General features: G+C 37.0%; 23 protein-coding genes and 2 pseudogenes. 4 read left to right on the top strand and 21 right to left on the bottom strand.

Features of this window, described 5'->3' with window-relative positions:
* Positions 1–317 precede the first annotated feature (317 nt).
* Positions 318–1076: a GTP cyclohydrolase II gene (locus ACJ9PY_RS10360; protein ID WP_063576561.1), complete on the top strand. Its 759-nt coding sequence runs from the start codon at positions 318–320 to the stop codon at positions 1074–1076.
* A 901-nt stretch (positions 1077–1977) separates the two neighbouring features.
* Here the strand turns inward: ACJ9PY_RS10360 and ACJ9PY_RS10355 are convergent.
* Genes ACJ9PY_RS10355 through ACJ9PY_RS10345 form a run of 3 tightly spaced genes read right to left on the bottom strand, consistent with a single transcriptional unit; the run spans position 1978 to position 4766 of the window.
* Positions 1978–2991: a bifunctional metallophosphatase/5'-nucleotidase gene (locus ACJ9PY_RS10355; RefSeq protein WP_411739952.1), complete on the bottom strand. Its 1014-nt coding sequence runs from the start codon at positions 2989–2991 to the stop codon at positions 1978–1980.
* 41 nt (positions 2992–3032) lie between these two features.
* A complete protein-coding gene (tatA, locus tag ACJ9PY_RS10350; RefSeq protein WP_278089990.1) occupies positions 3033–3263 on the bottom strand; it encodes a twin-arginine translocase TatA/TatE family subunit in 231 nt (76 codons plus the stop codon).
* A 57-nt stretch (positions 3264–3320) separates the two neighbouring features.
* Positions 3321–4766, bottom strand: a complete 1446-nt coding sequence (locus ACJ9PY_RS10345) for an alkaline phosphatase PhoX (protein WP_411739951.1) — start codon at positions 4764–4766, stop codon at positions 3321–3323.
* 539 nt (positions 4767–5305) lie between these two features.
* Here ACJ9PY_RS10345 and ACJ9PY_RS10340 point away from each other — a divergent pair.
* Entirely contained in the window at positions 5306–5497 is a 192-nt protein-coding gene (locus tag ACJ9PY_RS10340; RefSeq protein WP_142398307.1) for a hypothetical protein, read from the top strand.
* Between the two features lie 102 nt (positions 5498–5599).
* Here ACJ9PY_RS10340 and ACJ9PY_RS10335 read toward each other — a convergent pair whose 3' ends face one another.
* The 11 genes and pseudogenes from ACJ9PY_RS10335 to ACJ9PY_RS10285 form a co-directional block, all read right to left on the bottom strand.
* On the bottom strand, positions 5600–5854 hold the full coding sequence (locus ACJ9PY_RS10335; RefSeq protein ID WP_197483690.1) for a hypothetical protein: 255 nt from the start codon (positions 5852–5854) through the stop codon (positions 5600–5602).
* A gap of 365 nt (positions 5855–6219) precedes the next feature.
* Positions 6220–6891 carry an RNA polymerase sporulation sigma factor SigH gene (gene sigH / locus ACJ9PY_RS10330; protein WP_411739950.1) on the bottom strand — a complete coding sequence of 224 codons (672 nt, stop codon included), beginning with the start codon at positions 6889–6891 and terminating at the stop codon, positions 6220–6222.
* 860 nt (positions 6892–7751) lie between these two features.
* Entirely contained in the window at positions 7752–8057 is a 306-nt protein-coding gene (locus ACJ9PY_RS10325) for a 5'-nucleosidase (protein WP_250161084.1), read from the bottom strand.
* A gap of 663 nt (positions 8058–8720) precedes the next feature.
* Complete coding sequence (locus ACJ9PY_RS10320) at positions 8721–9968, bottom strand: helix-turn-helix domain-containing protein (RefSeq protein ID WP_411739949.1); 1248 nt, start codon at positions 9966–9968, stop codon at positions 8721–8723.
* Between the two features lie 314 nt (positions 9969–10282).
* Entirely contained in the window at positions 10283–14365 is a 4083-nt protein-coding gene (locus tag ACJ9PY_RS10315) for a S8 family serine peptidase (RefSeq protein WP_411739948.1), read from the bottom strand.
* A 377-nt stretch (positions 14366–14742) separates the two neighbouring features.
* Positions 14743–15030: pseudogene (locus tag ACJ9PY_RS10310) on the bottom strand (DUF6584 family protein); the annotation flags it as partial.
* A gap of 159 nt (positions 15031–15189) precedes the next feature.
* On the bottom strand, positions 15190–15459 hold the full coding sequence (locus ACJ9PY_RS10305) for a hypothetical protein (RefSeq protein ID WP_411739947.1): 270 nt from the start codon (positions 15457–15459) through the stop codon (positions 15190–15192).
* 240 nt (positions 15460–15699) lie between these two features.
* Positions 15700–15987 carry a GNAT family N-acetyltransferase gene (locus ACJ9PY_RS10300; protein ID WP_411739946.1) on the bottom strand — a complete coding sequence of 96 codons (288 nt, stop codon included), beginning with the start codon at positions 15985–15987 and terminating at the stop codon, positions 15700–15702.
* On the bottom strand, positions 15957–16160 hold the full coding sequence (locus ACJ9PY_RS10295; protein ID WP_411739945.1) for a hypothetical protein: 204 nt from the start codon (positions 16158–16160) through the stop codon (positions 15957–15959). Before ACJ9PY_RS10295 ends, ACJ9PY_RS10300 begins: the two co-directional genes overlap by 31 nt.
* A gap of 97 nt (positions 16161–16257) precedes the next feature.
* On the bottom strand, positions 16258–16719 hold the full coding sequence (locus ACJ9PY_RS10290; protein ID WP_057276046.1) for a GNAT family N-acetyltransferase: 462 nt from the start codon (positions 16717–16719) through the stop codon (positions 16258–16260).
* A gap of 240 nt (positions 16720–16959) precedes the next feature.
* Positions 16960–17544 (bottom strand): NAD(P)H-dependent oxidoreductase, encoded by a 585-nt coding sequence (locus ACJ9PY_RS10285; RefSeq protein WP_411739944.1) that lies wholly within the window; start codon positions 17542–17544, stop codon positions 16960–16962.
* A 147-nt stretch (positions 17545–17691) separates the two neighbouring features.
* Between ACJ9PY_RS10285 and ACJ9PY_RS10280 the strand changes: the two genes are divergently transcribed.
* On the top strand, positions 17692–18042 hold the full coding sequence (locus tag ACJ9PY_RS10280; protein ID WP_411739943.1) for a winged helix-turn-helix transcriptional regulator: 351 nt from the start codon (positions 17692–17694) through the stop codon (positions 18040–18042).
* Between the two features lie 254 nt (positions 18043–18296).
* Here ACJ9PY_RS10280 and ACJ9PY_RS10275 read toward each other — a convergent pair.
* Positions 18297–19500 (bottom strand): annotated as a pseudogene (locus ACJ9PY_RS10275) (IS110 family transposase).
* A gap of 604 nt (positions 19501–20104) precedes the next feature.
* On the opposite strand from ACJ9PY_RS10275, the gene ACJ9PY_RS10270 reads away from it, so the two are divergent.
* Positions 20105–20587, top strand: a complete 483-nt coding sequence (locus tag ACJ9PY_RS10270; RefSeq protein WP_145506061.1) for a DUF456 domain-containing protein — start codon at positions 20105–20107, stop codon at positions 20585–20587.
* Positions 20588–20757: 170 nt separating this feature from the next.
* Here ACJ9PY_RS10270 and ACJ9PY_RS10265 read toward each other — a convergent pair whose 3' ends face one another.
* Genes ACJ9PY_RS10265 through ACJ9PY_RS10240 form a run of 6 tightly spaced genes read right to left on the bottom strand, consistent with a single transcriptional unit; the run spans position 20758 to position 24373 of the window.
* Complete coding sequence (locus tag ACJ9PY_RS10265) at positions 20758–21537, bottom strand: sulfite exporter TauE/SafE family protein (RefSeq protein WP_106028665.1); 780 nt, start codon at positions 21535–21537, stop codon at positions 20758–20760.
* A 51-nt stretch (positions 21538–21588) separates the two neighbouring features.
* Positions 21589–21816, bottom strand: coding sequence for a sulfurtransferase TusA family protein (locus tag ACJ9PY_RS10260; RefSeq protein WP_034312794.1), 228 nt, complete (start codon positions 21814–21816; stop codon positions 21589–21591).
* A 42-nt stretch (positions 21817–21858) separates the two neighbouring features.
* Entirely contained in the window at positions 21859–22986 is a 1128-nt protein-coding gene (locus ACJ9PY_RS10255; protein ID WP_411739942.1) for an MBL fold metallo-hydrolase, read from the bottom strand.
* Positions 22987–23034: 48 nt separating this feature from the next.
* Positions 23035–23430: a DsrE/DsrF/DrsH-like family protein gene (locus ACJ9PY_RS10250; RefSeq protein ID WP_098186535.1), complete on the bottom strand. Its 396-nt coding sequence runs from the start codon at positions 23428–23430 to the stop codon at positions 23035–23037.
* A gap of 24 nt (positions 23431–23454) precedes the next feature.
* Complete coding sequence (locus ACJ9PY_RS10245; RefSeq protein ID WP_098865436.1) at positions 23455–24027, bottom strand: sulfurtransferase TusA family protein; 573 nt, start codon at positions 24025–24027, stop codon at positions 23455–23457.
* 43 nt (positions 24028–24070) lie between these two features.
* Positions 24071–24373 carry a rhodanese-like domain-containing protein gene (locus tag ACJ9PY_RS10240; protein WP_063576599.1) on the bottom strand — a complete coding sequence of 101 codons (303 nt, stop codon included), beginning with the start codon at positions 24371–24373 and terminating at the stop codon, positions 24071–24073.
* Positions 24374–24383 lie beyond the last annotated feature (10 nt).

Here is a 24383-nt window from a genome sequence, read left to right as displayed (position 1 = left end):
AACGGAAAGGTTTTCCATTTTCAACTATCACCAAAGACCAAATAAATCTATTTCTCTTCGATTATATGTAAATTCAATAAACATATTTCACTATCTAACTATTGAAAATAAATTAAATGTAAAATAGTGGGTGAAAACAATAATGTTGCGTTATTGCGGTTGTTCTTGTTAAATTTTGGATTATACGGAAATCAAGTTTTCGATCACTAAAAAAGGACTTTTACGCCTTTATTTTGCATTGGTAAATTTGTGGACTTTTTTGGGTACAATATGAAATGAACTAGTAAACGTTATCTTAGTATCGGGAGGAAGTTTATATGATTAATGCAAAAGTGGCTTTGATATTAGAAGATAAAATTAACGTTATTAAAAGTGATGAAACATCCATTTATTTAGTCGGCCCAATCAAATTACCCGTAAACTTAGAGGGCGAAACAATTATATTCCAGTGGTATTGCTGGTTACGATGTGAGAATATGGCGGGTCATTTTTGTGGTGACGGCACTTATAATATAGATAAGATCATTGAAACTTTAGCCTCTTCCAACTTAGCGGAAATGCAGCAATCCAGTGTGTTACTGTATGGAGATTTTCAACATTCAGCTGATGCACTTATCCGGATGCATAGTATTTGTCATACTGGCGATATATTCGGAAGCAAACGCTGTGATTGTGGCTTCCAATTAAAGCAGGCTATGAAGATGATTGCAACTCAAGGCTCCGGAGCTTTATTTTATTTAGCGAATCACGAAGGAAGAGGCATCGGATTATTTAGTAAAGCCATGGCTTATGTTCTGCAAGAAAAAGGATTGGATACGGTGGAAGCGAATTTGGAGCTTGGATTTGTGGATGACGCACGTAACTATGATGACGCCATTCGGGTGTTAAAAAAACTGCGCTCTAATCCAGTGACCCTTATCACCAACAATCCGAGAAAATTAGAGGCTCTCCAAAACTCAGGTGCCAATGTTGCAGGCAGAGTTCCGTTATGGGGAGACATTTCCGAGTTTAATGAAAAATATTTAAAAACTAAAGTCGTACGTTCCGGTCATTTAAAAGATAGTAAAAATGAATGACTGATTGTTTTTTATGAAATTGTTTTTACCCATGAATAGGTTTGAAATGGAATTTGATTTATAACATCACAGGTTACCGTAAAATGAAAACACATACGAGTATAAGGGAATAATAAAATTGCTCACGTCTGGATAATAAGTAAATACATAAAAACAGGATGCAACGGAACGTTGCACCCTGCCTGAAAAAGGGGTTTGCTTCATTTCGAATCAGCATAAATTCTCTGCGATAAACACCTCATCTACATTAGAGTAAGAACTGGTATCTGACTAGAGTTTACCATCCAAAGCAATCATCCCCTATATCTTAAAAGTTTCATCAACTTTCAAAGCATAAATGACAATTATTGAATGAGTTTTCTGCTTTTACGTGCAAGAGAACCATCTCCTTGCTCGAATCGATTTTTTAATGAAGCTATCAGTAGTTAAGTTAAACGTTTTTAACTAACACCTCATTTACTATATGATGTGAATCATACGTAATCAGTAGCCCCTTCTTCTTTATTTATAATGACCATCAGCGGTTAAAAAATAACTGGTTATTTATGGATATCAAAAATTCTTTCAAACGATTTCCAGTAAACAAAAAGGAATTTAATGGAACCCCAAGCAAAAATCTTCGCAATCTCAATGGCATAACAAATGCTTTGTTCCCTAACGATCCATGATCCTTTTTAGCACATTGATTAGTGGAATTAAGCTAAACTAAACAGATAAACTCTACACTAAGTTCAACTCCCGTCAGTGGAAAAGACGGGTGAGCAAAAATAAAAAAGGCGCCAGTCAATTAGTTTTCAACGACTTGTACACCCCGTTCCAGTATTTACTTTATTATTAATTGAGAAAGGACAAAGCGAATAACCTCGCTTTGACCCTCCCTCATAGTACTATGAAGAGTTGATTATTGCCCTTTCAAATCTGCACGATAATCGTCTATAATCGCTTGTATCTCCGGATCAGCCGGAACATTTGTGACGTCGTAGAGAAATCCATCGGATTCGACCAAAGTCATTTTGGCGGCAACGACTTCAAAAGTCAAATTAAGACGGCCCAAATAATGTTCTTGTTCTCCGCCAGCTTGAGTAATTGGCACCATCACCTCTCCGTTGAATTCATATTCGGGAGTTTCGATGACCTTGTGTGTATCTGCCCCGATTACCGCCGAAACTCCGGGAACCTGAGCCAGCTTGTGGTCTTCGGGATTTCCAGCATGCGAAAGGACAATGTTTACGTCTGACTTCTCACTCACTTCAGGAAGCAACGCATTCAACGCTTCAACCGGTTCGATGAAATCGAGGTCTGCAACATCATCCCAACCGCGAATTTCCGGCTTCATCGAAGTAAGGCCGATCATCCCGACTTTAACGCCTGAGAAAGTAAAACTCTTCCAAGGCTTGACATTCAGTATGTACTTTCCTGTTTCCCTATTAATGACATTTCCAGTAAGGATGGGGAAATTCACGTTGCGATGGTAATCCTTTAACTGTTCATAACGGCTGTCCGGTGTGCCCTCCCCGGCAGGGTATACGCGGAAGTCGTTGTTGCCGAGAGCCATTGCATCATAGTCCAAAGCTTTCAACAGGGACGTCTCCAACTCTCCTTGACCCGCTTGAAACTCGCCGCGCAGGAAGACATCCCCGCCATCGACGAGAAGCACATTCTCCTCTTCATTGCGCACACTTTCAATGATGGTGGCATACTTCGCAATAGAATTGTGATGAACGGTTCCATCATCCAGCGTGACGATGTCATCCAAATGACCATGAAAGTCATTTGTCTGGAGAATGGTGAGTTCAAACCTCTCTCCCTCCTTGAGCTTTTCCTCCGCATCTGCCGTATCGGGAATTGCGGCAAAAGCGGCAGCCATCGCCAGCGAAAAGCAGCCCTTCAAATAAATCTTCCTTATTATATTCATACTTTCCTCCATGCATTTACTCTATTAAATGATAAAAATAGTTATTTAGATTCCAGTCTTTTCGATTTCTCAAGAGCTATTCGATTGTTTTTTTCTTCAAAGTTAGTTTTTTCTTCTTTTTCATTGCTGATCAAATCATTTGTCGATTTTTTAAATTCTTTTAATGTGTTTCCAAATGCCCTTCCAATTTCGGGTAATTTAGAAGGGCCAAAAATGATTAACGCTATGACTAGAATGAGAATTAAACCAGGGATGCCGATACTGGATAACAAACGTCTCACCCCCTATTCCATGATGGTTTGTTAGTACTCAAAAAATGAGATCATCACTTATAAAATTGGCATGCCATGACGCTCTAAAGCTGCTGCTTCTAATATAGACATGCCTTGTTCTTCTGCGAATGCAGTAAGTTTATCCGAAACAACAGGAGCAAGACTTGCTGGCGGCAAAGCCTGGTTCATAGCTCGTCTACGGGTAGAATTTCTGCGTGCAAATGGTCCCCAAATCGCAAAGGTGATACCTGGTGTTTGCATATTCACAAAGAAAGTATTTCCATCTGGAGAAAATGTAGGGCCAGCAAATTCAGAACCGTTCATCATATTCTCAGCAAAAGTATAAATATTTCCTTCAGGGGTTAATCCGACGATACGGTCATTGCCGCCGCCATCTTCGGCGATCCAAAGATCTCCCCAAGGAGTGATCGTAATGTTATCCGGTGCTTCTAAATCATTTTTATCAGTAGACTCATAGAATAGTTCTAAGTTGTTTGTCGCTGGCGTGTAGCGATAAACACGGCCAAGGCGTGCTGAACCTGCACTTGTATCATCAAACCATAAAGTACCTTCAGAAAAATAAGCCCCTTCTAAGCGGCTAAACTGAATACAGCCTTTATCCTTAGCATCTTGCTGTGCAATTTCAGGATTTAATTTTTTCCAAACAACCCCGAATTTTTGTCCAGTACTAAATTGACTTGCAGCTGCAGCTGGCAATTCATCAATCGCTGCTGCTTCAAGGATACCTCCCTTTTGCAGATAACCTAGCTTTTGACTTCGGTCATGTGGTGTAAAGCGGTACAAGAAGCTTGGACTTGCGTCTTCGGTTAAATACCAAATTCCTGTTGAAGGGTCAACATGCCCAGCTTCATGGGAGAAATAACCCATATCACGGATCGGTGTTCTTGACATTTCGTTTTCAGGATCAAGCGGATTTACTTCAAATACAAAGCCATGCCCCATATCACGGGTTTCTTCCATTGTTAACCAAGTGCCCCAAGTCGTAGCTCCACCTGCACAGTTACGGATCGTACCTGAACTTGATACATACTGATCAATGACCTTGTTATTTTGTCCAACGATTATTGTGGTTGTGCCGCCGGCAGCACCAGCGCTCCAAGGTTTTTTCCCGTTTACAGGGTAATCTGAATTTGTCCCATTTTCATGGTTTCTTACAAGAATGGTTGTACCCTTTTCCCCTTTATAGGCAGCCATTCCATCGTGAGCAGATGGGACAAGGTCACCATTAGGCATGATATCACCAGTTTTTGAAAGCATTTTGTAATGAAATCCCCTTGGCAGATCAAGAACTCCATTTGGATCTTTTACTAATGGGCCATAGCCACCAAATCCACTTGTTGGATTGCTGAAATCCGCTGCAAATCCTTTTGTAGCTCCCGCAAGAGAAAATACCCCAGTTGAACCAAGTGTTAATGCTAAAGTACTCATTCCGCCAACTTTTAAGAAATTACGTCTGTTTAAATCACTATTGCCAGATTTCATCAACATTACCTCCAAGAAATCTTTTTTGAGGGATGCTATATTCCTTATAGCAAACCCTACCCTCAAAATTAACAGACCATTTTAAATGCTCTGTTAAACTCATGTGATTTTATTCCTTCGCATGAAAGATAAACCAAAAGTCACGGTTAAGACGAAAATAAAGGAGGTTATTACGGCATTTATAACATGTAAAGGGCGGAAATTGATGGTATTAGTCAAAAATGGAGAAAAAACTAAGGATTTTGTCATAAAAAGACCGATGCAGAATATTAAAGCTTATTAATCGTTTGTAAATATAAGAGATACACTATGACAAACTAGTTACCCCGATTAATCCCACCAAAATCTACTAAATGTTTGGAAAAGGAAAGGCAAAGACTTGATATAGTGGAATCACGCTTGATATCTATTCGCACACATTAAGTAAATGGTGTCGATTTATTTTTCGACATATTCTTTTCTTAAAAGGAATTAACACTTGGATAATCGAATATAGGTATTTAAGTTTATTAGAAGGGGTGATTCAAGTGAGTATTAACATGGCTGAACACAGACTTGTCAAAGAAATAGCGATTTCAATCATCTCTACCCGTTTAGAAAAAAGCTTGGATGAAATAGAAAACTTATTTGGTGTTATTCTCGATACAGAACCGGCAGATGTATTGGCTACAAAAGCAAAACAGCTAGCCTCTGCAACAACTGTAGAACAATGCATTGATATTTTTATATAAAAGATTGAAACATAAAAGGCATTACAAAAAAAGGTACTCACCATTGTTGTGAGTACCTTTTTGCCTAAAATTTCTGATTCATAAAAATGAATATGAAAATGATTATTTCACTTCCATAATCCATTTTGCTTTGCTACCCGTAGTATAATCTGTGAAAAAGATTTCATAAGGTGCATTATCGGTTACTCCGAAAGCAGCAGGTCCGTTAACGTGCTTACCAGCTTGCACACTCTCGGTTAATGTATCGAGAGGATATACCTCCATCTTTTCACCTTTGCTGTCATACACTTCAAAATCTCCTGCGCTAACTACTTGTTCTTCTTTTGTACCATTTTGGTATTCAATATCAAATCCCAATACTTCTTTGGGCTGTGTTTCTTCGAATTCGTTTCTTTCCTTTGTGTAATGTACATTTGTTAATGTTATGATATGACCTACTACATTTACCTTTTCACCTAGTTTAAAGGTTCCAACCTCTTTAGGTTTTTGTTCGGAATCTTCATGAATTCAATAGGCTTCTTGTTTTCCGCAATAACTGTGACTTGCTTGTTGAGAGAATAATCGTTTTAATCTTTCTGTTAACATCAGTGCCCTTCCTTCCATACCGGTGTTTGTTGTATTTTTAATTTCACTATTAAATATAACTAAGGTTTTCAAACACATAAAGCCAAAGGGTTAAAAACCCTTTGGCCAAAAGAGTAACTTAATAGTAAACGGCTCTTTTATCTATTGAATGTGCCTTCTATTGCGTGTCTATTTCTAAGTTCCAATAAACTCTCCAATTTTCTCTTCACTCTCTGCAACGCATTATCTATAGACTTGGCGTGAGTATTTAATTTATCAGACATTTCTATATAAGTGAGGTCCTCTAAGTAATAAGCCAAAACCTTCTTTTCTAACGGACTTAGAACCTCAGATAATTTTAATTCCAAGTCATCAGCAGATTCTTTATCTATCAATATCGCAACAGGATCAGAAATAACGGTGTCTGTCATTACTTCCATAAGAGTATGATCCGGATTTTCTTCATATATAGGCATATCAAGCGAAATAGAAGAATTTAACGGAGTATGTTTTTGACGAGTAGCTGCCTTGATGGCTGTAATAATCTGCCTCGTGATACATAGTTCTGCAAACGCTTTAAAATAAGATTGTTTCTCGCCATTAAAATCCCTGATGGCTTTGAACAATCCTATCATCCCCTCTTGGATAATATCTTCTCTATCTGCCCCAATTAAGAAGTATCTGTTAGCCTTAATCTTTACAAAAGATTGATATTTTTTCATCAGAACTTCTAGTGCCTCCATATTTCCTTGCCGGACCTTTTCTATTAATACTCCATCTTCAAAATTAGCACATAGGAATGACGGTTTTTCTTCGATAGCTATACTCACAAAAATCCCTCCACTGGCTGCATTCAATTGAGCCTTGTTGTTTAAACAGACGCCGATTTTATATGCGGTAAATTACCATATTATTTAATATTAACCTATAACAATCACCAATGATATTAGATTATTTCGACAATTAAATACATTCCTATACACCTTTTTTAGTTAGAAGGATCCGTTTACACCCTTTTTTTAAGCTGTTTTCTAAAAGATTGTTGCCCTTAGGTTAAAAAAAATAAAAACTTGAATTTTATGGCAAAATACAAGGTGGTTCTTATTCAAAAAACGGGCAGTTTAATGGAGTTGCATTTTAAACGCTTGTACTAGGAGTTGTTTCCTATTATACCATTTATAAACAATGAAAGATGAGGGATTTCATTCTTTTTTCAACTCTATTTTACTACTTCCTATGCAACTATCCTGCCCCGATAGATGCATAAAGAAAAAGCTGCCTTAAAGACAGCTCCGATCTTCAGCTAACGCACCCTTTAGTCGAATAAGACAAATGTTTAACTCGTTAGCTTAACATTGTATTATTTCTTCATCTTTCTTAATTGAAAATATATTAAAACAGAAAGAAAAAAGCAGATTATGCTTATTATTCTTTCGACAATTTTATGGTCTAAAAACATAAAAGGTACTGATGTTATATTTAAAATTTGAAACATATAAACCTCTTTCTAACTACTCCTTATATAAAAACAATTATAGGCTACTCTCCAAACTAGTAAAACAAATAAAAATCCCAGTTTGTTTTTCAACTAAACTGCCTCTTTAGTTCATTAAAGGTTTTTTTCACTTGAATATGAAAGTATGCTTAGAATCGTATTTCAAAAGGCCGCCAATTGGCGGCCTTTTAGGATTTAAACTAACTCTAAGATTTCTTTGAAATTATTCACTACAAAATCTGCTTGTTTTAATTCATCTCCTTGAGCAAAGTCAAAGTTCACACCAACGGCAATAAGTTCATTATCCTTAGCAGCAGATATATCCGAAGACCGGTGTCCGACAACGTAACCTTTTCCAATTTGATTTTTATTTTTCACCATTTGCACTAAATCTGATTTATGTCCAGATCTAATTAGTTGGTTACTATATGTATTTTGAATAAATCTATCCAAATTATAAGTTTCTACAATTGCTTGTAAATATTCTATCTGTCTGTCCATTACTGACAATATATAAGGGATACTTTTTACTTAACTCATTGGTGCCTTTGAGCCCACCCGTTTGTCTGACTCCGACGCCCACGGTGTACCACGACTTTCGCGCCCTTTATAGATAAGCACTCATGGAGATTAATCCTTTTTTGGTTGTCCGCTAACCTCTACTTAATTTGCTTTTATTGGAGGTTTTTGATTAACGATTGATTAAACTCAATCAGATCACTCATAAGGCTCAGCCCTTTTTTAAAAAGCGTTTTTATGGGTCTATCTTGTTGTGGTCTTTTCTAGATTTTGTGCTTTTTTAATTTTCATGGGAGTTCAATAAGAAAAGCGATTCTTATTAAAGAAACGCGCCCTTTTATTGAATATCACTATTTATCTTTTAATTATCCAATACCAAGTATCTATGTAGTAAAATGGAATTCAGTTGTTTGATTGACTAAATATCACTAGGCAAGGTAGCCGAATTGTTGATAGTTCATCATACTTTAAGTTGATGGACTTATCAGCTTTACATATTTTCTTTTCGATATTTTTCAATTAAACTTTTAATTGCTTTCCAATTTTAATTCTTCTTTGATTGACTATTTTTTCACGCTGACTTTCAGCTTCAATCCAATCTATGCAGCATTAACATCTGCATAGAGTATCTTTTTTTATTAAGCCTTATTCATGATCATAGTAGCTCTTTCTGCCTTGTATGTAAGAATTGGCAAGGTCCAATGCTTTTTGAACGGCACCAATTCGGTTATAGAAGTGGAAGAGTTTTTTTTCGTAGTGTTCAATTAACATGGTGAAGCCCATATTTTTAAAAAAAGGAAGGGCTGTGGTCTCAATAAAATGATAGTAATCGTCTTCTTCATGATTAAGCTGATAAAGGTGTAATTCAAAAAAAATCCAGTTATACGATTTTGTCGATTTTGCTATTCTAAGGCCTTTATGTGCTAATTCCAATAAAATCTCTTTTGAAAGTAGTTTTCCTTTATAACAAGTATTTATATAACCATCTAATGCAGTTAAATAATGAGGAACCTTTTCATCCATTAGTTTCATGGCTTCTTTGTATAGTTCGGATGCTTCTTTGTATTTTTTTCTTCTGTAAAGTTCAAATGCAAGATTATTAAGGAGCTTTGATTTACGGTCTATTTCATTAATGGTATCACAGGTACGTATTAATTGTTCGTAACGTTCTTTCGTCTCTTCAAAATCATGAAGCTCCTTTGCATTTAATTGTAATAACATGATCGTCTCTGTATCAATTATTCGGATGACATTTAACGTTTTTTGAAAATAGTCAAGAACTTTCTCTGCATAATAATACGATATTATATTAAAATGAATAAGGTGATATGCTAGTGCCAAATGGTAATAATATTCAAATTGATTATATTGACTTTGATCGATCGATGTTAAAATTTGAATACAATCCCGATACTGTCCGTTGTGAAAGTAATACATACCTAGAACATGTTTTAACATATTGCGGTCTTGCGGAGAAAAAGATGATTCATTTTTTTGCAGGTTTTGAATAATTAATAATGCTGTTTCTAACTGATAATTAGATAAATAATACCTTGCAGAGAGTAATTGATAGAAGACTTGAAAATCTGGCAATTGAATCAGTGTTTCTTTTTCGATTTCTTCTTTTAAAATTTCTGATTCTTTGCTTTGTTGCATAACGAACGTGTTGTGCCATAGCTTTAGTTTCTGTTGAAGATTATGATACCGCACAAATTCATCATCAAGACAGATATTCAATCTTTGGGATAATAAGTGGGTAATTTCCCCTGAGTATTCTGTTATCTCTCGTTCTATCTTACTAAGATGTGTAGCAGAACAAATTCCTTCACAAAGCTGCCCCTGAGTCAACCCCGCTTTTTCACGATAAAACTTGATAAGTTTCCCCTCAATCATAGCTTCACCTCTAGGTTGTAATTTTATCTAGTATATATAGAAAAAAATAAATATATAATCTATATATTCTAGTAAAATTAAGAAAAGCGCAAGACTACTTTAATACCATCCCTCTATTATTAGCTTTTTCAATATTCACTCTTGTTTCCCTTTTTTACGAATTCCCAATCTACCACAATATTTTATTCTGAAGAAAATCCAAATAACACAACCTTATTGGAATACTCTCTTTCTTAATACTTTTAGAAAAATTTTATACTTTCTTTAAAAGTTAAAACACGATGAAGCTAAGCTTTCATCGTGTTTTTTAATATTTATGGCTGTATTCCCAACTCAACTAAAATTGATTCCAATGTCTTACCTTTATACTTCTTCATTGGTTTTGGAGCATTATCAACATGCTCATTTTGCTTGAGATAGTTTGTTTGAACATATTTCATATCTTTGGCATCAACTATTCCATCAAAGGTGATATCCGCTGCACGCTTCTTTGTTTTCCATGCATTTTGAATTTCGATCGCATCTAGAACATCAATGACATGGTCTTGGTTTACATCACCTGCTGTAATATCAAGGGCAGGTATCCAGCGATTTTGACCGTATAACTCACCATTGTGCTCAAAACCAATACCAGAATTCAGTTTTTCTTTCGTGACAAAGTGGCCTGGCGCTTTCATTTCAATCGTGAAGTCATTTGTGCTTAACGGCAGCTTGTTGAATACATATTGTCCATTATCTTCTACCGTTGATGTCGCATCGAACTCATTTCCTTCTGAATCAAAGATTTTCACTGTACCGCCAACCTTGCTCCAATCCCTTTTCTCTGTAACAGTACCATCTTCATTTTTAAATCCTTGCGGAGAGACATAACCTCTGGCCATTGAGAATTGCGGATTAACCTTCCAAATATAACCAGCATCTAACACACTGCTTGTCTGATTATTAGCATTCATTACGCTCACAGTCGGATTAATCGCTGCTCCAAGGGTATATTGATCATCCTGAACCTTTAACGTAACCTCAACGACTTTTGCATGGTCTAATGCTTTACTCTCTTCATTAAATTGGACAGTAACGACATTGTCTTTAATCGTTAACGAGGCTTTGTCCGAGAATTCGCTGTGAAGCTTGGCATCAACTAACTCTACGCTATCTAAACCTCTGTCATAGCCTCCGTCACCATTAAAGTTCCATTCCGCCTTTGACACTGCGTTTAGGTTATCTAATGAAAGTGTTGCTTTTACCGTATCGCCTGTTTTCACCTCATACTTTTCGCCAATAGCATATGCAACAGGTGTACCTTCTTTTACAAAGTAATATTGCTTTGTAGCAGGTTTGTTTCCTGCCATATCATATCCATTCATGCGAAATTGAAGTGCTGGGATGGATTCATCCAGGGCGATTTCTTCGACAAACTTTCCTTCTTTATCCATTGGAATTGGCGAAGAAGGGAAACCACCTTGACCCCAGTAATACACCATCGAGTTCGATGATTGATCGATATTTATGCCCAATTTCTTTAGTTCGTCAATGGTTGGATCTGTGATTTGAATGTCGAATGGATATGTTTCTTGACCTGCCTTATATTCAATAAATGGAGACTTTCCATCAAGTGAACTTTTGAAGCTCGGTGCATCGAGATCGATGAGCATATGCTGCGTTTCAGTTGTAACCTTCCCGGAAGTACCTGTACCAATGAATTTCAACTTGTAATGTCCCGGTTTTTTCACATAACTTGCTTCTTCCGAAATGGGCTGTTTTGAGTTTCCTGTAAACTCATAATAAGCTCCATTAAATGCATACAATCCATAATCTACATTGTCATAAGCGTAATCTAAATTTATTGTTCCGACCAACCCGAGGTCCTTTCCTGTTTTCCCATCTTGAAGAACGACATCCATTTTTTCCATTGGTGCACGAAGGTTAAAATCAGCAACTACAAATGGAGTACGCATAGGATCCCATGCCACTTGGTTTAAATGACCTGGGGAAAAGGCAGGATTTAGTAGCCCGACCTTATTAAACCCATCTTCCATTGTGCGGAAGCTGAAAGGAATCCGATACTGCTCTGATGAATTCGCATTGTTTGTTAATGTAATATATCCTTCGTAAATTCCATCCTTTGCTTTCTTAGGAATAAGCAAACGTGGTGTTACTTTTTTGAAGTCTTCACTTTTTACAGAAATTTTGCTTGGAATATCCAGCTCCACTCCATTTTCCTTCAAGCTGTTTGAACCATTCGATTCAGTTACAGATACATTGAAAGTTTTGTTTACTTTATCATGGTTTTCAATAGTGATTGATTTTTTCAGATTTAGTTTTTTATCTGCATAGTGAACATCAAAGCTGAGTCCGCCCGTCAATTCTTTTACCTTGATTAATTCCTCAGCACCTGGAACAAATGTTTTATCGTTAATTTTGAAGCTGGTTCCACTATACACAGCTTGGTATGGATCAACTCTTCCTGCTCCAACTTCAAATACACTATAATCTCCGTTGAGAGGATCTGCCGTATTCATTAGAACGGCTTTAATATCTTCCGGCTCTAATTGCGGATTCGCTTGAAGCATGAGTGCTGCAATCCCCGCTGTATGAGGAGTAGCCATAGATGTTCCAGAATATCTTGAATATGCATATTGATAGTTTTCTTGATGTTCAGCGTCCACCATATAAGAAGGGACTGTTGAAAGAACACTTACTCCCGGTGCCGTCAATTCTGGCTTCATATCGTATGTTTCTCTTGCCGGGCCTCTTGAGCTAAAGTCTGCTAAGTGGTCACCTTCTGTCTGTTTATCCGCGTATTTGGAGAAAGCAAAATTCGCTTCACCTGCTTGAATCTGTGCTTTAATGCTTTCTCCCGCTTCTTTTGTTAAAGAAAATGCAGGCACAAAGTCAACGGACTCTCCAAGATTGGCATTAATTTGCCCTTCCACATTGTTATAAAGAAGAACGGCGGCTGCTCCATTTTGTTTTGCATTGCTGACCTTTTCTGCTAAGGCGAATTCTCCGCGTTCCACAAGTGCAATTTTCCCTTTTACATCCTTGCCGGAATAATCAGAGCCATTTCCTAAACCGACATTCACTACCTCATAGGATTTCCCTTCCCATTCCTTTAAATGGTCTGAATAGTGGCGTCCCAAACTAACAAGCTCGATCGAATCTTTATTTCCGATTTTCCCATTGAAAGTAGAAACCGCCATCGGTACATCACTCGCCCCGACTGTCAAAGCAAGTGCTGCTGAGCCAGGTGAACCTAATGTATAATCATCTGATCCTGCATTTCCAGCTGCTACAACTGCTGTTACATCATTAAGGACAGCATAGTTAATGGCAGTACTGGTTGGATCATAAGGATCATTGATGTCCGATCCGAGGGAAAGGTTGATAACATCCATGCCATCGTTTACAGCTTTTTCTATACCTGCAATGACCCCTTCAGATGATCCTGATCCATATGGTCCAAGAACACGATAGGCATATAAATCCACATCAGGAGCCACACCTTTTACAGAAACCTCTGCATTCGTTCCTTGTCCAGCAATGGTACCTGCAACATGTGTTCCATGGGAAGTATAATAGGAAGAACCGGACCAGCTAAATTCTGGTTGCCCCGACGCTTGCCAATCCTTGTACGTTGCCTCCATTGGATCATTATCTTGATCAACTAAATCGTAACCGCCCTTATAGGCATCTTTCAAATCAGGGTGGTTGTAATCAATCCCTGTATCAAGAACCCCAACTTTGATTCCTTTTCCTGTAATACCTTCATTGTGCAGCTGGTCAATTTTTAAATATGGAATACTTTCAACGGATGTACCAGGGGCTGATTTCTCTCCCATGGCGATCGGATCGACCTTAAATTCTACATTTTTATATACTGCTTTTACGACTTTGGATTGCAAGAGCTGCTCTACCTGATTAGCTGGCAGCTTCATAGCTACCCCGTTATAAACGGTCTTAAAGGTAGAAGTGATTTTATGACCTGTTTTCTTGCTTCTAAGATTAGTAGATGGAAGAATCGATTGAATGTCTTTATTAAACTGAGCATGTTCCTTTTCTACTTGATCATCCGCTTGTTTTTTTGAAAGCTTCTTTCCTTTTACATTCGCATCCAATACTGCAACTTTTCCCGGCTTTGATTTGAACTGGACGATGACCGAGATTTCTTTTTCCTTTTTTAATTCTTCCATTTTAAATCCTTGCAATCCGACATTATCTGTCATTTCAAGTTTATTTAACGCTTTTCGTTGTTCACTTGTCAACGAGGCCAAGACGTCTTCTGCCTTTATGTTCGCTGCATTTGCATAAGGAATGAAAGGCGTGTTTGCTGATGATAGCAGCAGGCCAGCTGACAGCGTAATCGCTGCTGTTCGTTTAATGAATGAATGAATTTTCATATCTTCCCTACTTTCTTAGTTAAATAGAATTCCCCGAAAAAATATCCCTTTCTAAAAATTTAAAATATTCATACAATAATATTAATTGCCTTTCTATCTGATTGCTATAGGGTTAATTTTACAGAACTTTCTACCTACTTTCTCTTTTATATGTTCTGAAAAATCATTATTTTTGCGAAAATTAGTGAAAAAGACTTAAATTCATTTTTATAAATTGGGGTTTTCTTTAGTAAAATAAGAAAATATGAATTCCATTGAAAGAGTTGAGGAGGGGAAGATCTATACTTAAGTTGCAGCAAAAAGGTTTATTCACGAAAATATCCAAATTAACTTCCAAGTGTTATTCTATTATCTGGCCCAATTGTTGAACAAAGATCAAACAGCACTGTTGTACTAATAGAATGGGTTCGTTTCCCAAAGATTTTTTCGAACAGAATACACGCTTTTTCCATCTCTGATGCCTTATTCTTTTCTAAATACCAGTAACGACCTGCCATTGAAGGATATTTTAATGCAAATTAGATGTCCCCTAACTTTTTACGGAGTTCTAACTCATTAGGATAGGTTGAAATTAACCCTATTAGTCCATCCCTTGCTTTTCCTAAATCATTTTTTTCAATGTCCTCTTCTATCTTCTTAATCGTTTTAACAGGTACCTTTTCTATACAAACACCTCCTTATCTTTTTTCTATATAGTATTTATTTCTAGGTAGTTCAAAATAGTTCTTTTTTCAACTAACCCGCCCCGTTAGTAGCATAAGAAAAAGCTGCCTTAAAGACAGCTCCGATCTTCAGCTAACGCACTTGTTTGTTGAATAAACAATTTAAAATCCATTACCCTGGAATACTATTCTCATTAATTCGACGGCTATAAAGTAAACGAAACCAACGAAAATACTAAGAGCTAAAGCAAATTTTCTCCAAAGTCCTTTCTCACTAAGAAAAGAAAAAGAGAAAGATATAATGATTCCAAATATCATTAATATACGAAAAGTTGTTACTCCATGATCAATTACTCGTGTTATATTCGCAGCAAAGAAACAAATAACCAAGATAATTAAAGTAAACGAAATAATCCCTAAATATTTTCTCATGATTCCCCACCCTTCCCTCTAATCTATTTTACCAAAATATAACAAATTTTCATTTTTTATTTGGGTATCTGGTTCTTTAGCTCCATAAGAAAAGGGCTGCCGAAGCAACCCCTGTTAATGAACTAACGCACCGTTAGTTTAAGTACAAATCTTCATAATCTTTTTTTGAGAAATCGGAATAAGTCGTCACTATAACTAACTTAAAGATATCTCTTATAGAGAAGAAAAAAATAAATAATCTTATAACTTTTTTTCATATTTAAATAACTGGAGTTTTTCAGTAACTTGTACTCCACATATTTTTATATAACCTAGCTTTTCATAAAAATGGTGATTTCTTTTGTTTAAATAAGGAGTATATAAGCTCCAATCTTTTATCAACGGAAATTCGGACTCCATTAACTTGATTATCTTACTTCCTAGTCCTTTATTTTGAAATTCATTTCTTAAGAAAAATTTACTTAATCTTAATCGGTTTTCATCCAAAGGGCGAATATCTATTGCTCCAATAATAGCATTGTCAGACAATATTGTGTAATGAAAAAAACGCTCATGTTTTCGATCAATTTTGCTTCTGTTTCATTTACAGGGGTTGAATCGTGGTCTTCATATAAGGCATAATCTTCTGCAAAAACTTCTTTTTGTATAGCTAACAACATATCTACTTCAGTTAAACTTGTTCTTTTTATGGTAATGTCCATCTTTGATGCACAACCTTTATTTAAATTTTTATGATAATTACTATTTAATATTAATATTTTTTGTTCAATTGAACTGCCCCTTAATTAAAACAAGAAACTACAACTGTTTATATACAAACTCCCTATACTTTATAAAATTTTGCTTTTTATAAAAGTCCTTTGCAACACTGTTCTCAAACCAATAATCTAATTCTATTAAGTCTATTCCTCGATCGTTCGCAATGTCATATATACATTCCATAAGGCTTGAACCATAACCCTTATTCCTCTTTGTATCCACTATGCTAATCTGGTGTACATAAACAGACTTATATCCTTTTTTAAACGCATTTTCTTGATATTCTCTTATCTCTATCCAAGCATAGCCGAGAGCTTCTTCGTTATCTTCTAACAAAAGGAAAACGAAACTTTCGTTATTAACAAGACTTTTGAAAACTTCCTTCACATTTTCATAGTTATATTCCTTGAAATATTTAGGATATAAATTTAAATGTAAATCGTGCACATATTTATTTAATTTAGCAACCAAGTTGAAATTCCGAGTTTGACTAATTTTCAAAACAAATCCCTCATCTACCTTTCACTATTTAAAGTAATTGTACCTTTTTTATGTTATTTTAGGGGAATTTTTAACATTTCCCTTAATGAACTATCCTGCCCCGTTAGTGCCATAAGAAAAGAGCTGCCTTAAAGACAGCTCCGATCTTCAGCTAACGCACCCGTTAGTGGAATAATAACCTTTCAAAAATAATAAAAGACTACCCAGTTATGAGTAGTCTTTTATTATTTTTGTATGTGTTTATGAGAAATCGGAATTAATTGTATCTTCAACTTTCTTTAACATACCTTTATATGCTTCTTCATCAAGGTATCCAATACTTCCGAATAGCAAATGGCTCATAGGTTCAATTCCAGTAAAATCCCATATCCCAATGTCGGAAGTGACTTTCAAACCTGCTGTCATACCGATTTCATCGTAAACCTCATTAGGAGTACCATGTGTATTGATGATAAAACCTTTTTTACCTTCTAATAACTTGATTACACCTTCTGGTCCAGCAGAATAAGCAAACCCAAATGCAAATACTCGGTCTACATATCCTTTAAGAATAGCTGGAAGACCTGTCCACCAAATTGGGTAAATAAAGGTTATTACGTCTGCTTCAGCAATAAATTCTTGTTCAGTTTTAATATCATCAGGAGTTTTTCCTACTTTCATAGCTGCTGTATCTTCTGGTTTTAGTACAGGTTGAAAATCAAGTGCATATAAATCACGGACAACAACTTCGTGACCATTTTTCTTTAATGCATTGACTGTTGTTTCCATAATAGAGTGATTTAAGCTGTCAGCGTATGGATGTGCATAAACAACAAGATGTTTCATTTAAAATAACCTCCAGTTATTTAATATCTTTTTATTGGATTACTAAGCTTAATCTAATATTATAGTATTAGATGTCTTTTTAAAAGTAGTCACTTTTTTATAACATAGTCACAAAAATAGTACCTATAAGAAAGAGAGGTATTCATTATGGCACGAAGTAGGTTCGGTGAACCTCCTGAGGACCATATAGAGGTCTGTCCAGTTACAGAAACTCAAGACATAATTGCAGGAAAATGGAAAATCATCATCTTATGGCATTTAAGCAGACAGACAAGAAGATTTAATGAACTTCAAAGGTTATTACCTGACATTTCAAAAGGAATACTAACACGTCAGTTGAGAGAATTAGAAGAAGACCAAATGGTTCACCGAGAAGTATATAAAGAAGTTCCTCCAAAGGTAGAATATTCGCTAACATCTTTAGGGAAAAGTTTTATTCCTATACTAGATAGTATGGGCGAGTGGGGGAAAAAATATAAAGAATTAAGAAAAAGCTAAAGCCTATACTGGTCTTTAGCTTTTTCTTTTTAATTATGTTTGCTTGGTTTATCCTAAACTAACCTGCCCCGATAGTTCCATAAGGAAAAAGCTTCCTTAAAGACAGCTTCGACCTTCAGCTAAACCAGCTAATAGGATGTCAATATCTTTCTCTAAAATTTTCATTTCCCTTATGATATACTATTTTTGTTCATGACAAATAGCCCTCCAAAACCCTTTTGGAAGGATTTTTCTCTGTTTCACAAAATCGTTAATCAGGCTAAATCTAGGAATGCTTCTTTTCTCTTTAATAAAGCGTAAATCCAATGAAGCAACTTATTCATACAGGCAACGATTGACACTTTGGCCGGTTTTCCTTCTGATTTTTTCTTATCATAGTAGGCTTTGAGCTTTTTGTTCCTTGAACTTCTTATGCCACATAGTACGGCAAGATACAGAGAATGACGTAGTCTGCTCGAACCTCTTTTAGTAATACGATTAATGGTTGCCGTAAACTTACCTGATGAGTGAACACTTGGATCTACTCCAGCGAAGGCAACTAGTTTTTTCGGGTGATTAAACCGATCGATTTCACCAATTTCAGAGATAATCGTGGCTGCGATTTTTTCTCTGATACCGGGAATCGATTGGATGATCTTATATTCTTCCAGTTCATTTGCCAGGGCCACTATACGATCTTCCAACTCAGAGAGGTGTCCCTGGTAATGAAAAAGCAACTCAATATACATACGAAGATTGATTACGTGACTTTGATACACGTTTATTTGAAATGGATTTCGAGACGCGGAGTCCATTATTTTTTTTGCTTTTTCCCATGCCCATTGACCCGATCGGCTAGGACAGAACTCTATAACACTCTCTGCTAGTTTACTTTCCCCGGCTGTTAATACCGCCTCTGAAGTGGGATATTCCTTTAATATCAATAAAGAAACCCTTGAATATAGATCACCAAAAACCTTCCGGTATTCAGGAAACACTTGATCTAAAATGGTGTGAAACTGAAGTTTAGCTTCCACATACATATTCGTTACGATTTCCTGTTAATCTGGACAAATTCCGAAGGTCTAATAGCTGAATTCCTCTAATTTTATGAGGTTCTAAATCCTCTTTGTAATACAGCACACACAACTGGTACGCATCGATAGCGTCCGTTTTCACCTTCCGTAAGCTGGACTTCATTGCCTGATAAGAAATAATCGGATTTAGTAAGATATATGGAATCCCTTGTTCCTCCAGGTATTGAATAACAGGAGAATGGTCATGCCCTGTAGATTCTAAAATGACCATAGGCATTTGCCCTGTCACCTCTTCAATTTCTTTTAGAAATTCTAAAAAATGATCTAACTCCTCTTTGATATGCTTCATTGAAAAGCTCTTCCCATACGGTTTAGATTGATCTAAAAATGCCTGAACTTGGCTCTCTCCTTTTGCCACATCCAGACCAACAACTGGATTCATTGTTTTTTCCTCCTCTACTTACTAACCAGTACCCCTAGTCCTCCATGTAGTGACATAGCTTCGCTTGTTATTCAGATCTGCGTCCCAACCAGCCTCAAACATGTTTCTACAAGTAGGGGGCCGGACAGTTTAGTTCACGGGATCAAGTCCCACGCACCCGTTAGTTGAACAAAATTACTTAGTGAGTGCTGTTTAACTGCACACCATTATTTCTATAGAAAAACCACGCTTCCTGATTTTATTGAACATACCGTTCGGATAAAAGCCAAAAAGATGGTCTTATTTTTAACCTCTTCGTTAGCTGAATAATCAAAAGGCTTTATCCACAGTTTCTTGAAATATTAATTATTACAAATAGTTGTCCTGTAATACGTTTTAACCCTTCTCTATCCTCCACCAATTGAGTAAATAAAATAAAACTGGTTATAAATTTTATAAACAAAAAAAGGCTCAAACCCCTGTGATATCAAGATTTGTTCCTTTGGTAGTTGATGACCTGTGCGGGATTCGAATATACAAAAAAAGAATAAATGGTGTTTGTCCCTAAATAGAAATATAATTTAATAGATATTTGAAAAAGTAAGTATGAAAAGGTGGAGTTTCATTGGATATTTTATGGTGGGGGTTAACGATCGTCTTATTTGCTTTAAGTTTTGTAGGAATTATCTATCCTATTATTCCTTCGGTAGTTGCCATTTGGGGAGGATTTGCAGTTTATCAATTCCTCATTAATCCCGATGAGTTATCGTTATGGTTCTGGATCAGTATGGTTGTGTTGAGCGGTGTATTAATCGCGGCCGACATTATCGCAAACAGTTATTTTGTTAAAAAGTATGGGGGGTCAAAAACATCCGAGACAATAGCAGCTATTGCCACGATTGTTGGTTCATTTGTATTCCCTCCTTTTGGAATAATTCTTGTACCATTTTTAGCAGTCCTCATTTCGGAATTAATCATTCAAAAAGATATAATGAAGGCAACTAAAGTTGGGTTTGCAACTATCATCGGTTTTTTAGGCGGCAGCTTAGCCAAAGTATTACTACAATTATTGATGATTGTTTGGTTTATTTTAGCGGTAATCTTTTAATTATTTATAAACGGCCGCATAAGGAAAAGCTGACTTTCAACAGTCAGCTTTTTCTATTAAGTCCGTACAAGAAAAAAAGTGATGGAGGAAAAGGAACCATTAGTGTGGCCTATTGTGAACAATTCTTTAACGATAGAACTTTTCACAACTGCTCCCTTCCGTGTCAAAACTCAAGACATGATCCCCGCCCAAGTTTTTACAGCCGTCGCTAAAATCAATAGAGCCAGTATGACTTGCAGCACTTTTACATTCATTTTTTTACCGGCCATTGCCCCAATCGGAGAGGCTATTAAGCTAGCTACAACCATTATCAACGCCGGATAGAAGTCAACTTGACCCGTTGATATTTTCCCTGCTGTTGCACCAATGGATGAAATGAATGTGATTGCTAATGAAGACGCAATCGTGACCCTTGTTGGAATTCTTAAAACGATAAGCATGATGGGAACTAATAGAAAGCCCCCTCCGGCACCGACTATCCCGGCGCCTAAACCAACGATTAATGCCAGGATGGCCGCAAGCCATTTATTAAAGGTAACTTGATCCACAGGAATGTCATCTATCCCTTTCTTCGGAATGAACATCATGACAGCCGCTATCAACGCCAAAATGCCATAGACGATATTCACTCCGTTTTCCGACATCGTTTGTGATCCAAAACTTCCAACCACGCTTCCGATCAACACACTGATCCCCATATAGAGAATAAGCGTTTTATTTAAATGTCCGCTATTACGATAGCTCCATATACCTCCGATGGAGGCGAATAAGACTTGTACAGCGCTTATGCCTGTCACATCATGGGCACTAAATGCCGCTAAACCAAAGATTGGGGGAATAAACAGCAGCATTGGATAATTTATTATCGAACCGCCGATGCCGAGCATCCCTGAAACGTATGAACCTATAAAACCAATCAAAAAGATGGTAATGATAAAGGTTATATCCATTTTAAGTGCCTCCCTTAAAAGAAGGGAAACCAAATGGTTCCCCTCTCTTTATCAGCCTTTTCTGATCCAAAATTTCAGTATATCATTTTCTTCTGCTGTTTCCATCAGCTCATGGCCACCGGATTTTGACCAAGCGGCTAAGTCTGCTTTAGCTCCTTTATCGGTTACATGTATTTCCAGCACTTGCCCGGTTTGCAAATCATTCATCGCTTTTCTCGTTTTGACGATTGGCATTGGACATGCCAGTCCCTTAGCATCTAGCACTTTATCTGCATTCATATTTCATCTCTCCTATTTTCTTGGTTTCTATTTTTATCGGTATTAGCGAACCGCACAGCGATTTGGTCCAATTTCCATTTCGCGCTGTTTTTCATTATCGGGTTCGATTTTCCCCATATTGGTTTCACGAATTTCTTGATAGGCGTTTGGCTGAGGCGGTAAATTACCTGTTACCAGCTCTCTGAATTCCGTTTCATCCGCTATGTTCAATCCGTGATTTTCAGCAAATAGCGAACCCAACTTTTTAGCGACGCTTCCATCTTCATTCAATTCATCAATGATCATGAAATGTGATGGCAATACAATTAACTCTTCTGATAATTCTTTATAACGTGTATACAGTGTTTCTCTCAAGTCCCCTACCCAATCCTCAGCCAAACCAGCTAAGTCCGGTCTGCCAATGGAATCGATGAATAGTATATCCCCGCTTAGCAAGTATTTTTGATCCACCACAAATGAAGTTGATCCAATGGTATGTCCCGGGGAGTATAATGCTTGGATATCAATCGCTGTATGACCGATCGTTATCACGTTCCCGCTTTCTAATGGCTGATATTCAAAAGTTACTTCAGCCGCATCTTTTGGCGGCAGCCAGTAAGCTGCATTTGTTGCTTCCGCGATTCGTCTTCCACCTGAAATGTGATCGGCATGTAAGTGAGTATCCAGAACATGTGTAATCTTAACCCCGATATCATCTGCGAAATCAAGATAGGCATCTATCATTCTTGTGGAATCAATAACGGCTGCTTCCCCATTGGAAACGACCATGTAAGATAAACAGCCTTTACCAAGTCGAACAAATTGATAAATTTCGGCGCCATTTGTCAATTCGCCTATCCTCACTGGTTCCAAGTGTTCACTCCATGCTTTCATGCCGCCCTTTAAATAAAAAACATCCAATCCAGCTTCAGATAACATTTCAGCTACCATGACGGATGAGCCTTCCTTTGCACATACTACCAGGATTTCTTTATTGGCCGGGATTTGATCGAGAATTTCTTCCACGCCATCCAGTAGATCAAAGTAAGGGATATTAAGGAATTCGAAATTCTGCCCTTCAATTTTCCAATCATTAAAGTCACTTTCATTTCGAACATCCAAAATAAATAAGTCGGTTTTATTGATCACTTTCTTTGAAACTTCAGCAGCTGTCATTTGCTTAAAAGCCATACCATATACCCCCTGCAGTATTTATGTTTTCAAAAAATTTTTCCTTCATTAAAAGGTTAATGTAACATCAGCATCTTTCGCGAACTCCAAAAATGTGACCGCTCCACCTACTTCGATACCATCAACGAAAGCTTCTTTTTCCATGCCCAATACGTCCATGGTCATTTGACACCCAATAAACTTGACGTCCATTTCCTGTGCCATAGTAACTAACTCAGGAATGGAAGGAACATTGGCCTTTTTAAACCCTTCGGCAAAATGCTCCTTACCTTCAGGCAGAGGAAGTTTTCCATTCGCGTCTTTATGAATTAAGTTCAAACCTTCGAAAGTAAAGAAAATGGCCACTTCTTGATCTGTTGCTGCCGCTGCAGTTGCGATGTTAAACACTTTATATGCATCAAATAAACCACCATTACTTGCGATTATGGCTACTTTGTTAGTCATGATCTATTCCTCCATTTTATAGTTTTATTCATTCATGGATTTTTGGGAAGGACCGTTCCATTGGCTCATGCCGGGTACAACATTGAATACCTGTTCAAATCCAGCACCGGTCAGTTTTTGTGCAGCAAGATCACTCCGGCTGCCTGTGCGGCAAATCACGAAAATCTCTGACTCTATATCCAGTTCACCCATACGTTGTTCCAATTCACCCATTGGAAGGGATTTTGCTCCTGGAATGTGATTAAAAGCATATTCTGCGGATTCTCGTACATCCAGGATGACCGTATTTCTATTTTCTTCCATCACTTGTTGAAGTTCTTCATTGGAAATGATTTTTCCATGCTTCTTCACTTCTGTTTCTTCTCCGCTTGCTTTCCGAAGATAATGTTTTAGTGTCGTTCCTTCTTCAACCGTACCCAAATATTGGTGACCTGAACTTTCCGCCCAGGCTTTCATATCGGCGGTTGACCCTTTATCAGTTGCTTGAACTTCCAGTACTTCCCCCGCTTCCAGGTTATTCATGGCTTTTTTCGTTTTTACGATTGGCATTGGACAGGCTAAACCTTTTGCATCCAAAACGGAATTTGTTTTTATCATTTTATTTCCTCCTTCTATTATAGGTATGGGGGTATATTCGAATTTAAAATTTTTCTGTGGGACCTTCCCATTCATTCATACCACCCATCATGTTCAACACTTTATATCCATGATCCTCAAGTAATTGTGCTGCCCTTGAACTTCTGCCCCCTGACCGGCAAACCATGATATACTCTTTTGATTTATCCAAATCCTGCATTCTAAATTCCACCAGACCCAACGGGATGTTCACAGCATTTGGTATTTTCCCTGCTTTTACTTCATCCGCCTCCCGTACATCAATGATGTGGACTGGGGAGTTCCCCTTCAATAATGCGTTCACTTCATTCGGTAAAATTTTTTTCACCTTTATAAGA

This window comes from Peribacillus sp. S4 (assembly GCF_046715815.1).
In the GTDB taxonomy this organism is placed as follows: domain Bacteria; phylum Bacillota; class Bacilli; order Bacillales; family DSM-1321; genus Peribacillus; species Peribacillus frigoritolerans.
The sequence above is the reverse complement of the archived record's forward strand: the minus strand, read 5'-3'. Positions and strand labels throughout refer to the sequence as shown.